General features: G+C 58.9%; 21 protein-coding genes. 10 read left to right on the forward strand and 11 right to left on the reverse strand.

The window, feature by feature from the left end; translation table 11 throughout:
* Positions 1-77 precede the first annotated feature (77 nt).
* From HCU74_RS04240 to HCU74_RS04255, 4 genes are all read left to right on the forward strand, one after another.
* Positions 78-1,118 carry an aminoglycoside phosphotransferase family protein gene (locus tag HCU74_RS04240; RefSeq protein ID WP_168449187.1) on the forward strand — a complete coding sequence of 347 codons (1,041 nt, stop codon included), beginning with the start codon at positions 78-80 and terminating at the stop codon, positions 1,116-1,118.
* 5 nt (positions 1,119-1,123) lie between these two features.
* Positions 1,124-1,777: an N-acetylmuramate alpha-1-phosphate uridylyltransferase MurU gene (gene murU, locus HCU74_RS04245; protein WP_210425160.1), complete on the forward strand. Its 654-nt coding sequence runs from the start codon at positions 1,124-1,126 to the stop codon at positions 1,775-1,777.
* 75 nt (positions 1,778-1,852) lie between these two features.
* A complete protein-coding gene (gene rpe, locus HCU74_RS04250; protein ID WP_168449189.1) occupies positions 1,853-2,521 on the forward strand; it encodes a ribulose-phosphate 3-epimerase in 669 nt (222 codons plus the stop codon).
* Positions 2,518-3,207, forward strand: a complete 690-nt coding sequence (locus tag HCU74_RS04255; protein WP_168449190.1) for a phosphoglycolate phosphatase — start codon at positions 2,518-2,520, stop codon at positions 3,205-3,207. The genes rpe and HCU74_RS04255 overlap by 4 nt, the downstream gene beginning before the upstream one ends.
* Positions 3,208-3,214: 7 nt before the next feature.
* Here the strand turns inward: HCU74_RS04255 and HCU74_RS04260 are convergent, their stop codons facing one another.
* Positions 3,215-3,799, reverse strand: a complete 585-nt coding sequence (locus HCU74_RS04260; RefSeq protein WP_168449191.1) for a DUF488 domain-containing protein — start codon at positions 3,797-3,799, stop codon at positions 3,215-3,217.
* Between the two features lie 250 nt (positions 3,800-4,049).
* On the opposite strand from HCU74_RS04260, the gene trpE reads away from it, so the two are divergent.
* The 4 genes from trpE to trpC are packed head-to-tail and all read left to right on the forward strand — an operon-like array spanning position 4,050 to position 7,987.
* Positions 4,050-5,543 carry an anthranilate synthase component I gene (gene trpE / locus HCU74_RS04265; protein WP_168449192.1) on the forward strand — a complete coding sequence of 498 codons (1,494 nt, stop codon included), beginning with the start codon at positions 4,050-4,052 and terminating at the stop codon, positions 5,541-5,543.
* Positions 5,543-6,127, forward strand: a complete 585-nt coding sequence (locus tag HCU74_RS04270; RefSeq protein WP_168449193.1) for an aminodeoxychorismate/anthranilate synthase component II — start codon at positions 5,543-5,545, stop codon at positions 6,125-6,127. The genes trpE and HCU74_RS04270 overlap by 1 nt, the downstream gene beginning before the upstream one ends.
* A gap of 17 nt (positions 6,128-6,144) precedes the next feature.
* Positions 6,145-7,182 (forward strand): anthranilate phosphoribosyltransferase, encoded by a 1,038-nt coding sequence (trpD, locus tag HCU74_RS04275; protein ID WP_168450013.1) that lies wholly within the window; start codon positions 6,145-6,147, stop codon positions 7,180-7,182.
* A gap of 10 nt (positions 7,183-7,192) precedes the next feature.
* On the forward strand, positions 7,193-7,987 hold the full coding sequence (gene trpC / locus HCU74_RS04280) for an indole-3-glycerol phosphate synthase TrpC (RefSeq protein WP_168449194.1): 795 nt from the start codon (positions 7,193-7,195) through the stop codon (positions 7,985-7,987).
* Between the two features lie 195 nt (positions 7,988-8,182).
* On the opposite strand, the gene crp is transcribed toward trpC, so the two are convergent.
* Positions 8,183-8,821 (reverse strand): cAMP-activated global transcriptional regulator CRP, encoded by a 639-nt coding sequence (gene crp / locus HCU74_RS04285; RefSeq protein WP_168449195.1) that lies wholly within the window; start codon positions 8,819-8,821, stop codon positions 8,183-8,185.
* A 151-nt stretch (positions 8,822-8,972) separates the two neighbouring features.
* Here crp and HCU74_RS04290 point away from each other — a divergent pair, with 151 nt between their 5' ends.
* On the forward strand, positions 8,973-9,395 hold the full coding sequence (locus HCU74_RS04290; RefSeq protein ID WP_168449196.1) for an OsmC family protein: 423 nt from the start codon (positions 8,973-8,975) through the stop codon (positions 9,393-9,395).
* A 4-nt stretch (positions 9,396-9,399) separates the two neighbouring features.
* Positions 9,400-9,801 (forward strand): VOC family protein, encoded by a 402-nt coding sequence (locus tag HCU74_RS04295; RefSeq protein WP_168449197.1) that lies wholly within the window; start codon positions 9,400-9,402, stop codon positions 9,799-9,801.
* 14 nt (positions 9,802-9,815) lie between these two features.
* On the opposite strand, the gene coq7 is transcribed toward HCU74_RS04295, so the two are convergent.
* From coq7 to accC, 9 genes are all read right to left on the reverse strand, one after another.
* Positions 9,816-10,457 carry a 2-polyprenyl-3-methyl-6-methoxy-1,4-benzoquinone monooxygenase gene (gene coq7, locus HCU74_RS04300; protein WP_168449198.1) on the reverse strand — a complete coding sequence of 214 codons (642 nt, stop codon included), beginning with the start codon at positions 10,455-10,457 and terminating at the stop codon, positions 9,816-9,818.
* A gap of 53 nt (positions 10,458-10,510) precedes the next feature.
* Complete coding sequence (locus HCU74_RS04305; RefSeq protein WP_168449199.1) at positions 10,511-13,318, reverse strand: response regulator; 2,808 nt, start codon at positions 13,316-13,318, stop codon at positions 10,511-10,513.
* Positions 13,260-14,543 carry a phosphoribosylamine--glycine ligase gene (gene purD, locus HCU74_RS04310; protein WP_168449200.1) on the reverse strand — a complete coding sequence of 428 codons (1,284 nt, stop codon included), beginning with the start codon at positions 14,541-14,543 and terminating at the stop codon, positions 13,260-13,262. Before purD ends, HCU74_RS04305 begins: the two co-directional genes overlap by 59 nt.
* Before the next feature lie 119 nt (positions 14,544-14,662).
* The gene (gene purH, locus HCU74_RS04315) at positions 14,663-16,243 is read right to left on the reverse strand and encodes a bifunctional phosphoribosylaminoimidazolecarboxamide formyltransferase/IMP cyclohydrolase (RefSeq protein ID WP_168449201.1); all 1,581 of its coding nucleotides are present in this window, start codon (positions 16,241-16,243) and stop codon (positions 14,663-14,665) included.
* A gap of 53 nt (positions 16,244-16,296) precedes the next feature.
* Positions 16,297-16,599: a DNA-binding transcriptional regulator Fis gene (fis, locus tag HCU74_RS04320; protein ID WP_168449202.1), complete on the reverse strand. Its 303-nt coding sequence runs from the start codon at positions 16,597-16,599 to the stop codon at positions 16,297-16,299.
* Positions 16,596-17,579 (reverse strand): tRNA dihydrouridine synthase DusB, encoded by a 984-nt coding sequence (gene dusB / locus HCU74_RS04325; RefSeq protein WP_210425118.1) that lies wholly within the window; start codon positions 17,577-17,579, stop codon positions 16,596-16,598. Before dusB ends, fis begins: the two co-directional genes overlap by 4 nt.
* Positions 17,580-17,693: 114 nt before the next feature.
* On the reverse strand, positions 17,694-18,593 hold the full coding sequence (locus HCU74_RS04330; RefSeq protein WP_168449204.1) for a zinc-ribbon and DUF3426 domain-containing protein: 900 nt from the start codon (positions 18,591-18,593) through the stop codon (positions 17,694-17,696).
* A gap of 105 nt (positions 18,594-18,698) precedes the next feature.
* The gene (prmA, locus tag HCU74_RS04335) at positions 18,699-19,586 is read right to left on the reverse strand and encodes a 50S ribosomal protein L11 methyltransferase (RefSeq protein WP_168449205.1); all 888 of its coding nucleotides are present in this window, start codon (positions 19,584-19,586) and stop codon (positions 18,699-18,701) included.
* Positions 19,587-19,666: 80 nt separating this feature from the next.
* Positions 19,667-21,007, reverse strand: a complete 1,341-nt coding sequence (gene accC / locus HCU74_RS04340) for an acetyl-CoA carboxylase biotin carboxylase subunit (protein WP_168449206.1) — start codon at positions 21,005-21,007, stop codon at positions 19,667-19,669.
* Positions 21,008-21,014: the final 7 nt, after the last annotated feature.

Here is a 21,014-nt window from a genome sequence, read left to right on the forward strand (position 1 = left end):
TCGACGAAGGCGAATAATAAAGCATTCTCTGCTAGGATGCCCGTTTCACCGCGATATTGACTGAAATTCCTGCCTTCATGAATCGACCTACTGATACTGCCGTTGCCGAACTGCGTCGCTGGAGCCTGCTTCAACTGGGCCTTGCCGACACCCACCCCGCTGACTTCAGTGTGGTTTCAGGGGATGCCAGCTTTCGCAAGTACTACCGACTGAGTCTGGAGGGGGATATGCACTTTATCGCCGTTCACGCCCCCCCTGAAAAGGAAAACAACGAGGCTTTTATCGCGGTACAGCAGTTAATGGCCGCCCGGCAATTGCCCGTGCCGGCGCTGTTGGGCTGGGATCTGGAGCGCGGCTTTCTGCTGCAGGAGGATTTTGGCGATCGTCTGCTGAGACCGGTGTTGACCGATGTGTCGGCGGCGGATCGATACTATCGCGTGGCCTTTGACAGTCTGGTGGCCATGCAGCAAGTGCCGGTGGATAGCGGGCAATTGCCGGACTACGACCACCAGCGGCTGATTGATGAAATGGCGCTGTTTCCCCAGTGGTTTGTCAAAGGCTTGCTGAACTATGAGCTGGACGACGCTGAGTACAGAATACTGGCGGAATTGTTCAATGCGCTGAGCCAACGGGCGCAGGCTCAGCCCCAGGGTTTTGTGCACCGGGACTTCCATAGCCGGAATATTATGCTGCTGCCGGAGGGTCGCCTCGGGCTGATCGACTTTCAGGATGCCCTGCGCGGACCGCTGACCTACGATCTGGTGTCACTGTTGCGCGATTGTTACGTTAGCTGGCCCCGGCAACAGGTCGCGGATTGGGCGCTGGAATGCCGTCGGAAGATGGCCGACGCCGGTGTCGCGGTGCCTGACGCCGACACCTTTATGGTGGATTTCGACTGGATGGGCCTGCAGCGCCACATCAAGGTACTGGGGATTTTCGCCCGCTTGCAGTTGCGCGATGGCAAGTCGACCTATCTGAACGACCTCCCCCTGGTGATCGCCTACACCTTGGCGGTGGCGAGGCAATATCCCGAATGCGCGGCCTTCGTCGCCTTGTTTGAGCAGCGACTGTTGCCCCTCGCGGAGCAGCAGTCCTGGTACCGCGAGGTCGCGTTGTGAAGGCGATGATTTTGGCGGCGGGTCTGGGTGAGCGCATGCGGCCATTAACCGAGACCTGCCCCAAGCCGCTGCTGCGTGCGGGGGGAAAGTGCCTGATTGATTTCCACCTGGAAAAGCTCGCTACTGCCGGCTTTGCCGAGGTGGTGGTGAACAGCGCCTGGTTGTCGAAGCAGATCACCGACTATCTTGGCGATGGTGAGCGCTATGGTTTGCGCATTTTGCACTCGGTTGAGGGCGAGCCTCTGGAAACGGCGGGTGGGATTATCAAGGCCCTGCCCCTGCTCGGCGAGGAGCCCTTTCTGCTGGTGAACGGCGACATCTGGACGGATTTTGATTTTGCCCGTTTGAAAGACTGTCGCCCGGACTCGGCCCATTTGGTAATGGTTGATAATCCCCCCCACAACCCCGCTGGGGACTTTTCCCTGGGCGAGGGTGGGCGGCTGTGTCGCGGCGGCGATGCGGCACTGACCTTCAGTGGCATCAGCGTCTGGCAGCCGAGGTGTTTTGCCGGGCTGCCGGTGGCACGTATGGCGATGAAACCCCGCTTCGACGAGGCCCTTGCCGAGGGCAGTCTGTCCGGGGAGTATTACTCGGGGCAGTGGTGGGACATCGGTACGCCGGAGCGCCTCGGCAATCTCGATAGGTATTTACGCGGCTGAGAAACAATGAAATTTGGCGTAAACTGAGCGGTTCGACCGCTACCGCATTATTAACTTTGACTACTGGATACAAGCATGGCTGATTACTGGATCGCACCGTCTATTCTTTCCGCTGATTTCGCTCGCCTTGGTGAGGAGGTGGAGAACGTTCTGTCGGCCGGGGCTGATGTGGTGCACTTTGACGTGATGGACAACCATTACGTGCCCAATCTCACTATCGGGCCGATGGTGTGCAAGGCACTGCGCAATCACGGCATCAAGGCGCCTATTGATGTTCATCTGATGGTGTCGCCGGTCGATCGCCTGATTGGCGACTTTGCCGAGGCGGGGGCCAGCATTATTACTTTCCACCCCGATGCGTCTACCCATGTTGATCGCTCATTGCAGATGATTCGCGATGCGGGCTGCAAGGCGGGACTGGTGCTGAACCCGGCAGTGGGGCCGGAGGTGCTGAAATACGTCATGGACAAGCTGGATATGGTGCTGTTGATGTCGGTGAACCCCGGCTTTGGCGGACAGAAATTTATCCCCAACACTCTGGATAAAGTGCGCGAAGTACGGGCGCTGATTGACGCCTCCGGCCGCGATATTCGCCTTGAGGTTGACGGCGGCATCTCGGCGAAAAACATAGCGGAAATCGCCGAAGCCGGGGCCGATACCTTTGTTGCCGGTTCGGCCATTTTTAACGCCGATGACTACACCGAAGTGATCGACAAAATGCGTGCGGAGCTGGCTTCTGTATGAGCCGACTGGCTGCGCTGCGCGCCCCACACACCCTGCGGGGCATTCTGTTTGATCTGGATGGCACGTTGGTTGACAGTGTGCCGGATCTCGCCTGGGCGCTGGACGAAGCGCTGCTCGCCTGTGGTTTCGCGGCGGCGGGGGTGGAGCGAGTGCGCGGTTGGGTGGGCAACGGTGCGGCCAAACTGGCCCAGCGGGCCACTGCCTGGGCGCTGTCGGTGGCGGAGGAGGCTGCGCCGGAGCATGAGGTCCAGCGGGTGTTGGAGTCGTTCTACGACTTCTACGCCAGCGACAGCAGCTCTCGCAGCCAGCTCTATCCCGGGGTGCGCGAGGCGCTGGCACATTGGTCCCAACTGGGACTAAAACTGGCCTGCGTAACCAATAAACCCGAGCGTTTTACCCACCCGATTTTGCGGGAATTTGCCATCGACCAATATATGCCGGTGGTTGTCGGCGGCGATACCCTGCCTCAGCGCAAACCCGATCCTGCGCCCTTGCAGCACGCCTGCGAGCTGATGGGGCTGGCACCGGAAAATGTGGTGATGGTGGGGGATTCCGCCAACGATGTGGGTGCGGCGCGCGCTATCGCCATGCCAGTGGCCTGTGTCAGCTATGGCTACAACCATGGCGAGCCAGTCAGCGCGGCGCAGCCGGATATCCTCGTGGACCACTTTGCCGACCTGGTGTGAGCGGTGGTCAGGGCTTGATATAGGCATAGCGCCGACACTGTTCCTGCCACGCCAGCGGCAGGCAGTCGCAGTGCCTGGTCAGCATGTCCGGCTGAATATCGGTCAGGCTCATTAGTCTTTCTTCCAATGCCGTCTCGGTTTCGAGGGCGCCGTCGTGGCGTATATGGGCCACGTCGATGGCATGTTGATGCAGCAGAAAATGGGCAATCAACAGGCTGCGGTGGCAGGTTGCCGGATCCTTTTCCGCGCACATCATGGCAATGCGAAAATCCTTGTCCATCCCGGCGAACAGCCGCTGAACACCGGTCAGAAAATGGTCGGCGGCTTGCAGGCGGCTGAACTGTACTTGCCCGTCAGCGTTGTAATGGGCGGGGTGGGGTGAGCGCGGGCCCAACTCCTCGCCCAGGTACACATAGGCAATATTGTGCTGCTTTAATGCCGCTGCCAGCGGTTCCCGGTGGAAGTCGTGGAAGGCGGGGCTGTAGGGCACCGAGCGAACATCGGCCACCGCCGTCACACCGTGGGTGTGAAGCTGGTCGATAAACACCTCGAGGGCTTTGGTGGCATAGCCGATGGAATAGAGACTGGGCATGAGCGGGGAAATTACCAGTAAGGCCGCTGTGCTGTACAGTCCCGGCGGTGCAATCGGCGTATTTTGATGGTTTCGCCGATTTCCTTGCTCGGTTACAATGGGATTTAACGTGTGAAGATGAGTCCGAGGAAATGGTGTACAGGGCCTGTGTAATCCGGTCGCTTGAAACCCGTCGATGGCGTGGCTAGAGCCAAGTTGCTTCCGACCTGTGGTCGGCTCTCTGTCTATCGATTAATTCCAAGGATTCATCATGAACGACCAGCGATTTTCTGAACTGGCCAAGCACAACTATCAGCGTATCCCCGTTTACCGCGATGTGCTTGCCGACCTCGATACCCCTGTCAGTGCCTATCTGAAACTGGCTGATGGCCCCAATAGCTTCCTGTTTGAATCGGTTCACGGCGGTGAAAAATGGGGGCGTTATTCAATTATTGGTCTGCCCGCGCGCACGGTGCTGCGTGCCAACGGTAATCAGGTGGCCATCTACCGCGACGGCCAATTGCAGGAAGAACATCACTGCGATGATCCACTGGCATTTGTCGAGGCCTTTCAGGCTCGTTACCAGGTGCCCGACCTGCCGGAATTGCCCGCGTTCTACGGCGGACTGGTGGGGTATTTCGCCTACGACAGCGTGCGCTATGTCGAGCGCAAACTGCAGGCCAGCACACCTGAGGATGTCATTGGCACACCGGACATCCTGTTGATGGTCGCCGAAGAAGTGCTGGTGTTCGACAATCTGTCGGGTATCGTCAAATTGATTACCCATGTTGACCCGGCCAGTGCCGATGCCTATCAGCAGGCCCAGGCCCGCCTCGATGTGCTGGAGGCGCAGATGAGAGAGGCTGTGGTGCGCCTGCCCGAGCTTGATCTCGCCGCCGAAGGCATTGCGGAGTCCGATTTTGTCTCCAGTTTTGGCGAAGACAACTTCAAGCAGGCGGTGGAAAAGGTACGGGAATATGTTCTCGCCGGCGATACCATGCAAGTGGTGTTATCCCAGCGTCTGAGTATTCCCTTCACTGCGTCGCCGTTGAATTTCTACCGAGCGCTGCGCCACCTTAATCCGTCGCCATATATGTACTTCCTCAACCTGGAAGACTTTCATATTGTCGGCTCGTCGCCGGAGATTCTGGCGCGCCTGGAGCATGGTGAGGTGACCGTGCGCCCAATCGCCGGTACCCGTCGTCGCGGTCACACCGAGCAGGAAGACCAGGCGCTGGAGGCCGAACTGCTGGCCGACCCCAAGGAAATTGCCGAGCATCTGATGCTGATTGATCTGGGGCGTAATGATGTCGGCCGGGTTGCGCAGACCGGCTCTGTGGTACTCAGCGACAAAATGGTGGTCGAGCGATACTCCCACGTGATGCATATCGTGTCGAATGTGACCGCGCAGGTGCGCGAGGGCACCAGTGCGATGGATGTGCTCAGGGCAACATTGCCCGCCGGTACCCTGAGCGGTGCACCGAAGGTGCGGGCGATGGAAATTATTGATGAGCTGGAGTCGGTGAAGCGCGGTGTCTACGGCGGTGCCATCGGTTATATGTCCTGGAATGGCAATATGGACACGGCGATTGCCATCCGCACCGCAGTAATAAAAGATGATCGCCTGCATATTCAGGCGGGGGCCGGAATCGTGGCTGACTCCCAGCCGCGACTGGAGTGGAAGGAAACCATGAATAAGGCTCGCGCGGTGTTTCGTGCCGCGGCGATGGTACAGCCCGCCCACGCTGACCAGGAGGATCGCTGATGTTACTGATGATCGATAATTACGACTCCTTTACCTACAACGTGGTGCAATACCTTGCCGAGTTGGGTGCCGATGTTGTGGTGCGGCGCAACGACGAGATCAGTGTTGCCGAAATAGAGGCGATGGCGCCCAGTCACCTGGTGATTTCCCCTGGCCCCTGTACCCCGAATGAGGCGGGTATTTCGATGGCTGCGATCGAGGCCTTTGCCGGGAAAATACCGGTTCTCGGTGTGTGTCTGGGACATCAAAGTATAGGCCAGGTGTTTGGCGGCCAGATCGTGCGGGCGCGGCAGGTGATGCACGGCAAAACCTCGGCGATGCACCACAGCGATGTGGGGGTGTTCAAGGGCTTGAACAACCCGCTGACGGCAACCCGTTACCACTCGCTGGTGATCGATAAAAACAGCCTGCCGGATTGCCTTGAGGTTACCGCCTGGACGGTGGATGAGCACGGCGACATGGACGAAATAATGGGCGTGCGCCACACCAGTCTGGATGTCGAGGGGGTGCAGTTTCACCCGGAGTCCATTCTGTCGGAACAGGGCCACGAGTTGCTGCGGAATTTTTTGGAGCGTAAGCCATGAGCACAAACGAGCAGGCGATGGATATCAAGGGCGCGATCGGCCGAGTGGTGGAGCGATTGGATCTGAGCACCGAGGAAATGATCGCGGTGATGCGGGACGTGATGACCGGGCAATGTAGCGACGCTCAGATTGGCGCGTTTCTGATCGGTCTGCGCATGAAAAGCGAAACCATTGATGAAATCGAAGGTGCCGCGCGGGTAATGCGTGAACTCGCCAGCCCGGTGGATATTTCCGGTCTTGACCACGTAGTGGATATCGTCGGCACCGGTGGCGACGGGGCGAATCTGTTCAATGTTTCGTCGGCGAGCAGTTTTGTTGCGGCGGCGGCGGGGGCACGGGTAGCCAAGCACGGCAATCGCTCGGTGTCCTCGAAAAGTGGTAGCGCAGACCTGCTGGAAAGCGCGGGGATTCGCCTGGACATCGACGCTGGCGAAGTCGAGCGTTGTATTCGCGAGGTCGGCCTTGGTTTTATGTTTGCGGTCAACCATCACAGCGCCATGAGGCACGCCATTGGGCCGCGCCGGGAAATTGGCCAGCGCACCATTTTCAATATCCTCGGGCCGCTAACCAATCCCGCCGGAGTGAAAAACCTCTTGTTGGGTGTGTTCAGCGCTGAATTGTGCCGCCCTATGGCGGAGGTGCTGCAGCGCCTGGGGGCCGAGCGTGCGCTGGTTGTACACTCCGGTGATGGCCTGGATGAAATCAGTCTGGCTGCGCCGACCAAGGTGGCGGAGCTGCGCGACGGTGCCATCGTGGAGTATCAGCTGATCCCCGAAGATGTTGGGCTGATCAGCCAGAGTCTGATTGGTCTGGATGTGGTGGATAGCGCGCAGTCGCTGGCACTGATTCGCGATGCGCTGGGTGAACGTGCCACCGACGCAGGCCGCAAGGCCGCCGATATGGTTGCCCTGAACGCCGGTGCGGCATTGTATGTCGCGGGGGTGGTAAGCAGCCTTAAACTGGGAGTCAGCCTGGCGGAAGACGTGATTCACGGCGGCCAGGCGCTGGAAAAAATGGGTGAGCTGGCGGCGTTCAGCCAGGGGTTGAAAGAGTGAGATACGCAGCATGAGTTTGCCGACGGTACTGGAACGGATTATTGAGCGTAAGTTTGAAGAAGTTGGCGAGCGGGAAAAACAGCGTTCAGTGAGCCAGCTCCAGGACGATATTATCACTGCGAGCCCAGTGCGGGGTTTTGTGCAGGCAATCGCCAATAATATCGCCGCCGGGCGCTCTGCGGTGATTGCCGAAGTGAAAAAAGCCTCGCCATCCAAGGGAGTGATTCGCGAGCATTTTCAGCCAGCGGAGATCGCCTGCAGCTATGAAAAGGGTGGGGCAACCTGCCTGTCGGTACTCACCGATGCGGATTTTTTTCAGGGCAGTGAAGCCTATTTGCAGCAGGCTCGGGAGGCTTGCAGCCTGCCGGTAATCCGCAAGGATTTTATTGTTGACCCCTATCAGGTATATGAGGCCCGCGCGATTGGCGCCGACTGTATTTTGCTGATCGCCGCCGCGCTGAGCGACGGCAAAATGGCAGAGCTGAACACCATCGCCCAGGCGCTGGGAATGGATGTGCTGATTGAAGTACACAACGCCGATGAACTGGCCAGAACCCTCCCTCTGGGCAATCGGTTGATAGGCATCAACAACCGCAACCTGCACAACTTCGATACCAGCCTGAGCACGACCTACGACCTGCTCGACAGCATCAGCGATCAGCATATTGTGGTGACCGAAAGCGGCATTCACCGTCGCGAAGACGTTGCTGCCATGCGCGAGCACGGGGTCAATGCGTTTCTGGTCGGCGAGGCGTTCATGCGAGCTGAGGAGCCGGGTGAGAAGCTGGCAGAAATGTTTGCCTGAAGGACGAGTCTGCTTGAAACCAGGTGAGGCGAGACGCCAGCTGCGAGGGTGAAGGCGCGCAAACCTCCCGCAGCGGCGTTAAAGTATAATATTTCAGCTTGTCACACTTGACATACTTCGGCTCAAGGACAAACTTTTTCTAGCGTCTAGCGTCTAGCGTCTAGCGTCTAGCGTCTAGCGTCTAGCGTCTAGCGTCTAGCGCGTCCCGTAGACCACCATAGTCTTACCCTTCACATTGACCAGCCCCTGTTCTTCCAGGGTCTTCAATACACGGCCCACCATTTCACGGGAGCAGCCGACGATGCGGCCGATTTCCTGGCGGGTAATCTTGATCTGCATACCGTCGGGGTGGGTCATTGCATCGGGTTGTTTGCACAGATCCAACAGGGTGTGGGCAACACGGCCGGTTACATCGAGAAACGCCAGGTCACCAACCTTGCGGGTGGTCAGGCGCAGGCGCTTGGCCATTTGCTTGCCCAGGGCAAGAAGAATATCGGGGTATTGGTCGCGCAGCTCGCGGAATTTGCTGTAGCTGATTTCTGCAATTTCGCACTCGGTTCGGCTTTTTACCCAGGCACTGCGCGTCGGCGGAATTGTCTCGTCAAATACGCCCATTTCGCCAAAAAAATCGCCCTTGTTAAGATAGGCGACAATCATCTCACGTCCGTCGTCGTCCTCGATAATAACGGTAACGGAACCCTCGATGATGTAATACAGCGCGTCACTGTCGTCGCCGGCATAAATCAAGGTGCTCTTTGACGGGTGACGTCGGCGATGGCAGTGGGCAAGGAAATCGTCGAGTTTTGGTATTTCTGGTTTTGGGGCTTGGAACACAGAATCGTCTCTCGATTAATTAACTGTTATGGGCGATATGCCGCTCTCGCAGCGGCCGCCCTAGTATGCCCCGCTTTACCGCCAATGGCGAGCCTGAGTGGGGACGCTGTGCTAAACTTGCGGCGTTTTTGTGAATCGCAGTGGGGTTGAAATGAAAGCTACAGTTAAATGGGTTGACGGCGCAATGTTCCTCGGCGAATCCGGGAGCGGCCACAGTGTCGTAATGGATGGGCCGGAAGATCACGGTGGCCGGAATATGGGCGTGCGCCCCATGGAAATGCTGTTGCTGGGCATGGGCGGTTGCGCCAGCTTTGATGTGATGAGCATGCTGCAGAAATCCCGTCAGCAGGTGCAGGACTGCCGCTGCGAGCTGGAGGCTGAGCGAGTTGACGCCGTGCCAGCGGTGTTTGAAAAGATTCACCTGCGTTTTGTGGTTAGCGGCAAAAAACTCAAGGAAGCTCATGTGAAACGCGCGGTGGAACTGTCCGCTGAAAAGTACTGCTCCGCCTCCATCATGATGGAAAAGGCGGGTGTTGCAATTACCCACAGCTATGACATTGTCGAAGTGGAGTGACATTGTGCAACGACCCAACGCTCACGGCGGCCTGCGCCACATTGCCCTGTTTGTAGAGAACTTTGACGACACGCTCAAATTCTATGTAGAGCTGCTGGGAATGGCGGTTGAGTGGCAGCCGGATGAGGATAACTACTACCTGTGTTCAGGCGCCGACAACCTGGCGTTGCACCGCTACAAAGGGGAGGCTCGGCCTCCCGCGGCGCAGCGTCTGGATCACATTGGTTTTATTCTGAAGACACCGGAAGATGTTGATGCCTGGCACGATTATTTGCTGGCACATCAGGTGCGCATTACGACTCAACCGAAAACCCATCGGGACGGCGCGCGCAGTTTTTACTGCTTTGATCCCGACGGCAATGTGGTGCAAATGATTTACCATCCGCCGATTGCCGGCAGGGTCTGAGCTGCTGTTCGACCCTACAGGTGGAAGGTGGTCTTGGTCATTACTCTGGAAAGCAGTGTCATGGCTCTTTTGACCGGCGGCGGAAAATCGACGCCCCCGGCCTCCAGTGCGTGTGTGGCGTGGGCGGCCTCGTCTTCCAGCATTTGACGCAGTATCGCCCGGGACTTTTCGTCCTCCTTCGGGAGGGTGTTCAGGTGCTCGCGCAAGTGCTCGCACACCTGTTCTTCCGTTGCTGCGACAAAACCCAGACTGACACGGTCGCTGATCGCCCCGGCGAGGGCGCCAATGGCGAAGGAGCCAGCGTAAAACAGCGGGTTCAGGCTGCTGGTATGGCTGCCGAGTTCAGCGAGGCGCTGCTCGCACCAGGCGAGGTGGTCGATCTCCTCGTCGGCGGCGGAGGTCATGCTGTCTTTGATGCGGGGGTTGTTGGTGGTCAAGGCCTGGCCTTGATAGAGGGCCTGTGCACAGACTTCGCCGGTGTGGTTGACACGCATCAGTCCCGCGGCAAGGCGGCGCTGATGGGCTGGGCTGTCGTCGCGGGCCAGGCCGCTTGCCGGGTTGGGGCGTTGGGCCGTGGCACTGCCGCGCACCAGGGTTTTCAGACCCCGGTCGGCGCCGATCAACAGTCGATCCAATGGGCTCATCACTCGGTTCATGTACGTTCCTCCAGGGAGCCATTGTACGATATTTGTTGCCGTCGCCCCACGGTTCAGTTTTCGTCCTGGCGTTTTCGGTAGCCGGTCCAGCGCTGGATCGACTCGGCGAGTTCCCACAGGCGTACCGGCTTTACCAGGTGAAGATCCATGCCAGCCTGTAAGTAGCGATCCCGCTGCTCGTCCAGGGCGTTAGCCGTCAGCCCGAAAATCGGTGTGCGCTCCCGTTCTTCCTCCTCCTCGAAGCGCCGGATTTCTCTGGTCGCTTCGACACCGTCCATCACCGGCATTTCAATGTCGAGAATGACAATGTCGAAGTCTCCGCGAATAAAGTTATTGACCGCCTGCTGCCCATTTTCCACATGTTTGACGGTAATGCCCAGGCCGCTGAGCATTCGCACCAGCACCAGGGCATTCGTCGGGTTGTCTTCGGCGACGAGGCAGTGCAACGAGGGCAGGCTAAGGGCATCGCTGCCATATTGATCCAGATGCCGGCCACGTTGGGTGGCGGCATAGTGGGACTCGCCCAACAGGGCGCTGCGCAGGGCGATATTGCCCAGGGGCTTGCTGAGTACCCTGCGAACACCGGCTCGTTGCAGCTGGTCGCGACTGTAATTGATGTTGGCGTGGGCAAGCAGCAGAATCACCGGGGGCTTGTCCTTGAACTCCTCGTGAATGCGCTGGGACAATTGCAGGCCATTGTCGGCAAAGCGATGGTCGATCAGTACAAAATCGACTTGAGCGCCGATGAGTTTCTGGTTGCGCATCAGCGCCAGCGCGGCCTGTTCGTTGTGGGCGCTAAAGGCGCTCATGCCCCAGGTGCTGCACTGCTTGCCAATGACATCGCAGAAGGTTTTGTTGTCGTCGACCAGCAGCAGGCGCTTGTCACGCAGCAGGGTGTTATCGGTGGGAGTGTGGCTGAGACCTTCGGGGCGACCGGTTTCCACGGTGATATGCAGAGTGTGAATATCGCCTGTGGCCCGAACCGAAACCTGTCCGCGCATTACCTGTACCAGCCGCGCAATAATGGCAAAGCGAGCGTTGACGGAATGCTGGCTGTCGTCGCGGCTGGTTTTTCCCAGCGCCTGCCGCTCCTCCCGGGTAAAGGGTTTGCCGCGATGGCTCAGGTCGATCTGAATATGCCCGGGTCTGGAGGATACCTGGGATATTTTCAGCAGAATATAGCCGTCGTCGCAGTGGTCAAAGGCGCTATTGAGGCCGTGCATCAGCAGCTGGCGTAGGCGGGAAGGGTCGCCAATAAGCTGGTCGCCCATCAATGGGTCGATATCGCAAATCAGCTCCAGGGCGCGCTCGGCGGCCATATTCCGAAATCCCGACAGGGCGTCGCTGACCAGTTCGGACAGGTTGAAAACCTGACTGGTCAGCTCGACATCGTTGTCGTTAAAACGCGCGGCCTGGCCTGATTCCTCCAACAGTTGAATCAACTCGTGGCAGGAACGCTGCAGGGTGCGCAGGTAGTCTTTTTGACTGGCGTTGAGCCGGGTTTCCTGCAGCAGCTCGGTGACCCCCAACATGGCGCTCATCGGCGTGCGAATATCGTGGGTGATCCGTGCAAGAATATCGCTTTTGGCGCGGTTGACCTCCCCCAGCACTGCAATGCGCTGTGCCTCGTCTGTTTGTCGTTGGCGGCGCGCCCGCGCCCTGGCAATCAGCAGGGCGGCGTGATTGACCGCGACCATTATGCCCACGGCAACGACACTCAGGTCGCGCACATAGGCGTCGGTGAGGGACAGCTGATGGCGGAGTTCGGCAATGCCGAACAGCGCGAAGGACAGGGCTATCACACACAAGTAATAAAAGACCGCGCGGGTGTAGGTGACGAAAAACTCGGCCGCGGCACTGCCGACCAGAATAATCCCGTTGACGGCGAGTACCAGGTGCGCGAGCTTGGCTGGCGAGCCACTGATAATAACCAGGGCAATGGTGCAGAAGTTAATGACAATGACGGCTTGCAGTGTGATCTGCCATGCGCGCGCGTTGGTGCGCGGATAAATCGGGAAGCGCAGCGCAAACAGCAACAGGCATATAGCGGCGGAGAGCCTGAGCAGCATGAGCAGAACCTGGTCCCAGGGGGGAGCGAGCCCTTGGGGTTCACCGATAAAATCGAAGGCGATAAATGAGTGAATCACCAGCAGACTGCAGAATACCGCGTGCCAGCCAAACAGAGTGTCGCGGTAGACCAGACCGCCTATGACACAGTAGCCGAGACAGAAGGTCAGTATGCCGATCAACAGGGCACCGAAAAACACCTGTCGATCACTTTCTCCCAGCAGTGTTGCGTCGTCGTACAGGTGAAGGGTGAGCTGGGCGCTGTGCTGGTGATCGATACTGATCAGGTATTCCCGGCTGGATGTCGGTGGCAGGTGAATTCGGTAGAGGGCGCGTTTGCGAATAAGCTGATCAGAGTCGAGGTGGGGCTGGTGGCCGGTGTCGTCATACACCGCGATATTGCTGATACTGGCCGGGCTGACCTCCAGCATTCGCAGTACCGCATCGTCGCCGGGGTTGGTCAGGCGGACGCGGAGCCAGTAGCGGCGGATGCTCTTTTTCAAGCGCAGGTCCGGGTTTTCTACCGGTCGAAAACGATGGCGCAACGTATCTGAGCGAACATCGTCGATTTGCCAGCTGGCAAATTCGTCCTCGAGAATATCGCTGTAGGGGGTGAGTAGCAGTTTGTTCTGGTGGTCGTTAAGGCGCAGCTCCGGGGCCGCGAACAGGGATTGGCAACACAGCAGTAGCCAAAGAGCGCCGCAGTAAAAAAAACGGCGGCGCACAGTGCGGGTGTTACTGCTGCTCGCGCGCGATCGCACGGTAGGCAATGTCGGTGCGGTAGAACGCTTCATCCCAGGTGATCTGCTCGACAAGTTTGTAGGCCCGTTGCTGGGCGTCGCTGACACTGTCGCCCATCGCCGTCGCGCACAGCACACGGCCGCCGCTGGTAAGCACCTTGCCGTCGCTCAGTGTTGTACCGGCGTGGAAAACCTTGCCATCGTCAGTCTCGGCGGGAATGCCGCTGATTTCGGCTCCCTTGGCGTAGCTGGCGGGGTAGCCCCCTGCTGCCATAACCACACCCACTGCCGGGCGCGGGTCCCAATTGGCTTCAACGGTCTGAAGTTCACCGCGCAGCGCCGCCTGACACAGAGCCACAATATCAGACTTCAGGCGCAGCATAATAGGCTGGGTTTCAGGATCGCCGAATCGACAGTTGTATTCGATCACCTTGGGCTGGCCTTCAGGGTTAATCATCAACCCCGCATAGAGAAAACCGACATAGCGATGGCCCTCGGCGGCCATGCCGCGCACGGTAGGCAGAATCACCTCGTCCATAATGCGTTGGTGTACTGTGGGAGTCACCACCGGCGCCGGGGAGTAGGCGCCCATGCCGCCGGTATTGGGGCCGGTGTCGCCGTCGCCAACCCGCTTGTGATCCTGACTGGTGGCCATCGGCAGAACGTTCTCGCCGTCCACCATGACGATAAAGCTGGCCTCCTCGCCTTCGAGGAACTCCTCGATAACGACCCGGCATCCGGCGTCGCCAAAGGCATTGCCCGACAGCATGTCACGCACGGCGTCTTCCGCTTGCTCCAGAGTCTCGGCGACAATCACGCCCTTGCCTGCCGCGAGGCCGTCGGCCTTGACCACGATGGGCGCGCCTTTTTCCCGCAGATAGGCCAGGGCCTCGTCGAGATCGGTAAAGTTGCCGTAGTCGGCAGTGGGAATGTTGTGCCGGGCGAGAAAGTCCTTGGTGAAGGCTTTGGAGCCTTCCAGCTGCGCGGCGCCTTTGCTGGGGCCGAAACAGGGTAGGCCACGGGCAGCAAAGAAGTCGACGACGCCATCGACCAGAGGGGCTTCGGGGCCGACGATGGTCAGGCCGACGTTGTTTTGTTCGGCGAAGGCTGCCAGAGCCTCGAAGTCGCCCACACCGATGGCGATATTCTCAATTTTATCGTCCAGCGCGGTACCGGCATTGCCGGGGGCAACATAGACCGTATTGACCTGTGCGGATTGGGAGGCTTTCCACGCCAGGGCGTGCTCGCGGCCGCCGTTTCCGATAATTAAAATATTCATGTTGTCGCTCTGTGCTTGACGGAAGATGGGAGGCGCCGCAGCGTCCCGTCGAAGATTGTTATACCGGGAGTCGGTTTTCGCCCTGTGCGGCGTCTACCGTCTCCCGTTCGGCCTCTCCCTTAGTGGCGGAAGTGGCGCATACCGGTAAATACCATGGCCATATTGGCCTCGTCCGCTGCGGCGATGACTTCCTCGTCGCGGATCGATCCACCGGGCTGGATAATACAGCTGATGCCCACAGAGGCGGCGTTATCAATACCGTCGCGGAAGGGGAAGAAGGCGTCTGAGGCCATGACTGCACCTTCGACCTGCAAACCGGCGTGTTCTGCCTTGATCGCAGCAATGCGGGCGGAGTTGATACGGCTCATTTGCCCTGCGCCCACACCGATGGTCTGGCGGTTTTTGGCGTAGACAATGGCGTTGGATTTGACGAATTTCGCCACTTTCCAGGCAAAGATCAGGTCGTGGATTTCAGCTTCTGTGGGTTGGCGCTTGCTGACCACTTTCAGGTCGCCTTCGCTAATCATTCCCAGGTCGCGATCCTGTACCAGCAGACCGCCATTGACGCGCTTGTAGTCAAATGCCGGCTGGGATTGCTGCCATTCGCCGCAGGCCAGCAGGCGGACGTTTTTCTTGGCCTCGACGACGGCGCGGGCCTCTGCGCTGACCGTGGGGGCAATAATGACTTCGACAAACTGGCGGTCACAAATGGCTTTGGCGGTGCTGGCGTCGAGTTCGCGGTTAAAGGCGATGATGCCGCCAAAGGCCGACTCGGGGTCAGTGGCAAAGGCCAGATCATAGGCTTCGCCAATGCCGTTCAAGGACACCGCAACACCGCAGGGGTTGGCGTGTTTGACGATGACACAGGCGGGTTTGGTAAAGCTCTTCACGCATTCCAGAGCGGCGTCGGTGTCGGCGATGTTGTTGTAGGACAGTTCCTTGCCCTGCAATTGGGTGGCGGTGGCAATGCTGGCTTCGCTGGGCGCGCGTTCAACGTAGAAGGCAGAGTCCTGATGGGGGTTCTCGCCGTAGCGCATTTCCTGGGCCTTGACGAACTGACTGTTGAAGGTGCGCGGGAATTTGTCACTGCCACCGGGAACCAGACGGCCAAAGTAGTTGGCAATGGCACCGTCGTAGGCCGCGGTATGCTCGTAGGCTTTGATCGCCAGATCAAAACGGGTGGCGTGTTCGGTGGCGCCATTGTTGTTGCGCAGTTCTTCCAGAATACGCGGGTAGTCGCCACTGTTGACGACGATGGTCACATCGCGGTGGTTCTTGGCGGCGGCGCGAACCATGGTGGGGCCGCCGATGTCGATGTTTTCGATGGCGTCTTCCAGGGTGCAGTCCGGGTTGGCAACAGTCGCTTCAAAGGGGTAGAGGTTTACCACCACCATGTCGATGGCGTCGATGCCGTGGTCCTGCATCACTGAGTCATCGGTGCCGCGACGGCCGAGAATGCCGCCGTGTACTTTCGGGTGCAGGGTTTTTACCCGGCCATCCATCATCTCGGGGAAGCCGGTGTAGTCGGCCACCTCAGTCACGGCGATGCCGTTTTCCTGCAGCAGGCGGAAGGTGCCGCCGGTGGACAGCAACTCAATGCCAAGGTCGGCGAGTTGGCTGGCAAAATCAACGATGCCGGATTTGTCGGAGACGCTGATCAGGGCGCGTTTAACGGGGCGTGACGTGTTGTCGGTGCTCATGCCGGGCGGTATTCCTTGCAGTGCGATGGGTGGGTGGAAAGTGTATCGAGTGTTTAAAGCAGGTCGTACTGCTTGAGTTTTTTGCGCAACGTGCCGCGGTTCAGTCCCAGCATCTGGGAGGCGCGGGTCTGGTTGTTGCGGGTGTACTTCATCACCTCTTCCAGCAGGGGCGCTTCGATTTCAGAAAGCACCATATTGTAAATGTCGCTGACGTCCTGGCCGTCGAGGTTGGAGAAATAGTTGTTCAGTGCGATGGCAACACTGTCGCGCAGTGTCTTTGCCTGACTGATTTCTTCAACGGGTGCGGCGCCGGCGTCGCTGCTGTTGTCGGTGGTGGCTGATGGGCTAAAGTTCATGCTGCTGCATCCTGTAAATTGTCACCGTGCTGTTCAAAGAAACCGTGTACAGCATCTAGTTGTGCGGTGGCATCCTCGAGGCGGTTAAACTGCGCTCGAAAGTCGCCGTTGGTGATGTCCTGCAGATACCAGGCGCAGTGTTTGCGCGCGATTCGCAGTCCCTGAAGTTCTCCGTAAAATCGGTGTAACGCTGATAAATGCGCCATCATCACATCGCGCCGCTCCTGTGCCGTCACCGCGGCGCAGGTGGTGCCAGCCAGGCGGGCGTTGATCTCTCGGAACAACCAGGGGCGCCCCTGGGCACCGCGCCCGATCATCACGCCATCGGCGCCGGTTTTCGCCAGTACCGCGACTGCCTTGTCGGCATTGTCGATATCGCCATTGGCGAATACCGGAATGGACACACTGTGTTTGATCTCGGCAATGGTGTCGTACTCGGCTTCGCCGTTGAAGCGGCACGCCCGGGTGCGTCCGTGAACTGCCAGCGAGGCGATGCCACAGTCCTCGGCGAGTCGGGCAATATCACGTCCATTGCGCTGTTCAGGTGACCAGCCGGTACGAATTTTAAGTGTGACCGGTACCGATACCGCGGCGACGACCTGTTGCAATATCTCGGCCACTAACTCGGGTTCGCGTAACAGGGCAGAACCGGCTGCACGCTTGCACACCTTCTTGGCGGGGCAGCCCATATTAATATCGATGATATCGGCGCCCATGGCTTCGCAGCGGGCGGCGGCGTCGGCCATCATCGCGGGGTCGGCCCCGGCGATCTGTACCGAGCGCAGCGCGTTATCGTCCTTGGCGAGCCGCAGGTGGCTTTTGCGGGTGTGCCACAGGTCACTGTTGCTTATCAGCATTTCCGATACGGTCAGCCCCGCGCCAAATTCCAGACACAGGCGTCGAAAGGGGAGGTCAGTAATGCCCGCCATAGGCGCCAATACAGCGCGGGCGGGGAGCTGGTGTGGACCAATCCGGATCATCGCCATGCCCCGTCGAAGGAGTAACCGTGGGAAAACAGGGCAGCTATGATACTCGTTCGTTTTTTATTTCGGTAGTCTTGCGCTCAGAAAATAACCAGTGTAGCGACTGGTGATTTACTGAGCAGCGAGGAGCTTCAGCTGATAATTTACCGCCTCTGCGCCGGGGTTGACGATTTCCAGTGCGATGTGGACAGGCTGTTGGCTGGCCAGCGACGACAGGGCATTGAGTTCACCGGCGAGATACTCCCGCGGGGAAAATATTCGGCTGGCGACCTCGGTGCCGTGAATATCGCTGAAACTCAGGTGCAGTGCCGGGAAGGGTGTTTTGTGTTCGGCCGGGTTCAGCAGGATGGCGTCGACGATAAGGGCGTGGTCGACCTCAGGGTGCTGGCGCACAAGCAGGTTGCGGCTGACCACTGAGGTTTGTCCTGTGGTGGGCGCAGGGGCGTTCTCACAGCGGACGGAAACCTGTTGGCAGAAATCGAGAATGCGGCTTTTCACTGTGCCGTCGAGCTGTGGGTGGTTGAGAATCCAGTCCCGCTGCCAGTAGGCGATTTGTGCTGCCAAAACCACTATGGCGCAGAGGTTGACGATAACCCAGGGCCAGCGGCGTCCATGAGGCCGCCGCTGGTGATATTCAAAACCGTGATTCAGCGTGCTGAGCCCGTTGAGTAAATCCTGATTGTCGCTATCGCCACCGTGGTTGTCGCGCAGCGGCGATGTTTCAGTTGTCACCGGGCTGTCGTCAATGGGTATGAAGCGGTTCAGTGCCAACGCAGGGCCGGTGTTTTGTCCGGGTGTGGCGGTGGGCGGTGGCTCAATCTCGTCGTTTGCGAAGGACGGTGGCGTATCCAGGTTCAATGCCCGCTGACGGTCTTCGCTCAGTTGCTGGGTGGCGTTGAAAACGTGCTGGCACACACCGCAGCGCAGAAAGCCGTCTGCGGCTTCCAGCTGGTGGTGCTGACAGCGAAAGCGGGTTTGGCATTCGGGGCAGGTGACGCTGTCAACAGTCATAGGTGTGTGGACTTCTTAGCTGGATGGCGTGTTATTCAAGTTACGTGATGTTCACGTATCAGGGGTTAATAATGGCTTTTTTTGTGGCGACTTGCCAGTTTCTGTTCACGCTGGACCATTGCGCACACCGCTGACTCTCAGCCATTCCTCGCGATTGTCAGACACCAGGCCATCAAACCAGGTCGCATAGTGCGCAATCAATGCTTCGCCCTGAGTGTCGAGAATACCGGAAAGGCAGATGGGGGCCGATGGGGCCAGGTACGAGGCCAGTCGCGGCGCGAGCTCCATTAATGGGCCGGCCAAAATATTGGCCAAAACCAGGTCGCCGCGCAGGTCGGCCGGCACGTCCTCAGGCAGGTAGCAGTCGATGCGCTCGCTGGCAATATGGTTGCGTTCGCCATTGTCGCGGGTCGCCTTCAGAGCCTGTGGGTCGGTATCGACAGCGACCAATTTCTCCGCGCCCAGCAGTAGGGCGGCAATGCCGAGAATGCCTGAGCCACAGCCGTAGTCGATAACGGTCAGTCCCTCCAGGGCTTGTCGGTCCAGCCAGTTAAGGCACAACCAGGTGGTGGGGTGGGTGCCGGTGCCAAAGGCCAGACCCGGATCGAGCAAAATATTCACCGCGCTGCTGTCGACCGGTTCGCGCCAGCTGGGACAAATCCACAGGCGTTCACCGCACTGCAGTGGGTGGTAGCTGTCCATCCACTCGCGAATCCAGTCGCGGTCTTCGAGTATTTCAATACGGTGGTTCGGCAGATCGCCCACAATTGCCTGCATGCCTGCCAGCACCGCAACCATATCGGTGTCGGCGGTAAACAGTCCTGTCACCCGGGTGTGGGCCCACACCGGTGTTTCGCCAATGGGTGGCTCAAACAGGGGCTGGTCGGCGTTGTCTTCCATAGTGACCGAGGCGGCGCCGCAGTCAAGCAGGGCGTCTTCCAGTGGTGCGGCGGTGTCGGGGGAGGCGTCGAGGCGAATCTGTAACCAGGTCATGGAACGTCCTGTGGGCTGTGAGTGATGGCGCAGGCGTAAAAAAGGGGCCGTAGGCCCCTTCGATATATGCTGATATTAAATCAGAGTTTCAGTTTCTTTTCGAGGTAGTGGATGCTGACACCGCCCTCTTTAAAGGCGCTGTCCCGCACCAGGTCCCGGTGCAATGGGGTGTTGGTGCGAATGCCGTCCACCACCAGCTCGTCAAGTGCGGTGCGCATACGCGCCAGCGCCGACTCGCGGTTGTCGCCCCAGGTAATCACCTTGGCCACCATGGAGTCATAGTGGGGGGGAACGGTGTAGCCGCTGTACAGATGGGAGTCGACCCGCACACCCAGGCCACCCGGCGCGTGGAAATGGGTGATTTTGCCGGGGCAGGGCATAAAGGTCTTGGGGTCTTCAGCGTTGATTCGGCACTCAAAGGCATGGCCCTTGATGACAATATCTTCCTGCTTGAGGCTCAGCGGCTCACCACCGGCGATTTTCAGCTGCTCCTTGATCAGGTCAACGCCGGTCACCATCTCGCTGACCGGGTGCTCCACCTGAATACGGGTGTTCATCTCGATAAAGAAGAACTGGCCGTTTTCGTAGAGAAACTCAAAGGTGCCCGCACCGCGATAGTTGATTTTCTTGCAGGCGGCGACACAGGAGGCCGCAACTTCGTCGCGAATATCGCTTGGAATACCCGGGGCCGGAGCCTCTTCCAGTACCTTCTGGTGACGGCGTTGCAGGGAGCAGTCGCGGTCGCCGAGGTGGATGGCATTGCCCTGACCGTCGGCCAGTACCTGAATTTCCACGTGACGGGGGTTTTCGAGGAATTTCTCGATATAAACGGTATCGTCGCCAAAGGCCGCCTTGGCCTCGGACTGGGTGACGTAGACCGCGTTGAGCAGGGCGGCTTCGCTGTGTACCACGCGCATGCCGCGTCCGCCACCGCCGGCAGCGGCCTTGATAATCACCGGATAGCCGATGCGCTTGGCCACGGCCAGGGTGTGCTCGTTATCGTCGGTGATCGGGCCATCAGAACCGGGCACCGTGGGTACGCCGGCTTCTTTCATGGCTTTAATGGCCGACACCTTGTCGCCCATCATACGAATAATGTCGGCGGTGGGGCCGATGAAGGTAAAACCGCTTTTTTCGACCTGTTCTGCAAAGGCCGCATTTTCCGCCAAAAAGCCATAGCCAGGATGAATGGCAACGGCGTCAGTCACCTCAGCGGCGCTGATAATGGCGGGAATGTTCAGATAGCTTGCCGGTGATGGCGCGGGGCCGATGCACACCGACTCGTCAGCGAGGCGAACATGCATCAGATCGCGGTCGGCGGCGGAGTGGATGGCAACGGTTTTAATGCCCATCTCTTTGCAGGCGCGAAGGATGCGCAGTGCAATTTCCCCGCGGTTGGCAATAACGACTTTTTTCAGCATTTCCTGG

The organism is Spongiibacter thalassae (genome assembly GCF_012272835.1).
Lineage (GTDB): Bacteria > Pseudomonadota > Gammaproteobacteria > Pseudomonadales > Spongiibacteraceae > Spongiibacter > Spongiibacter thalassae.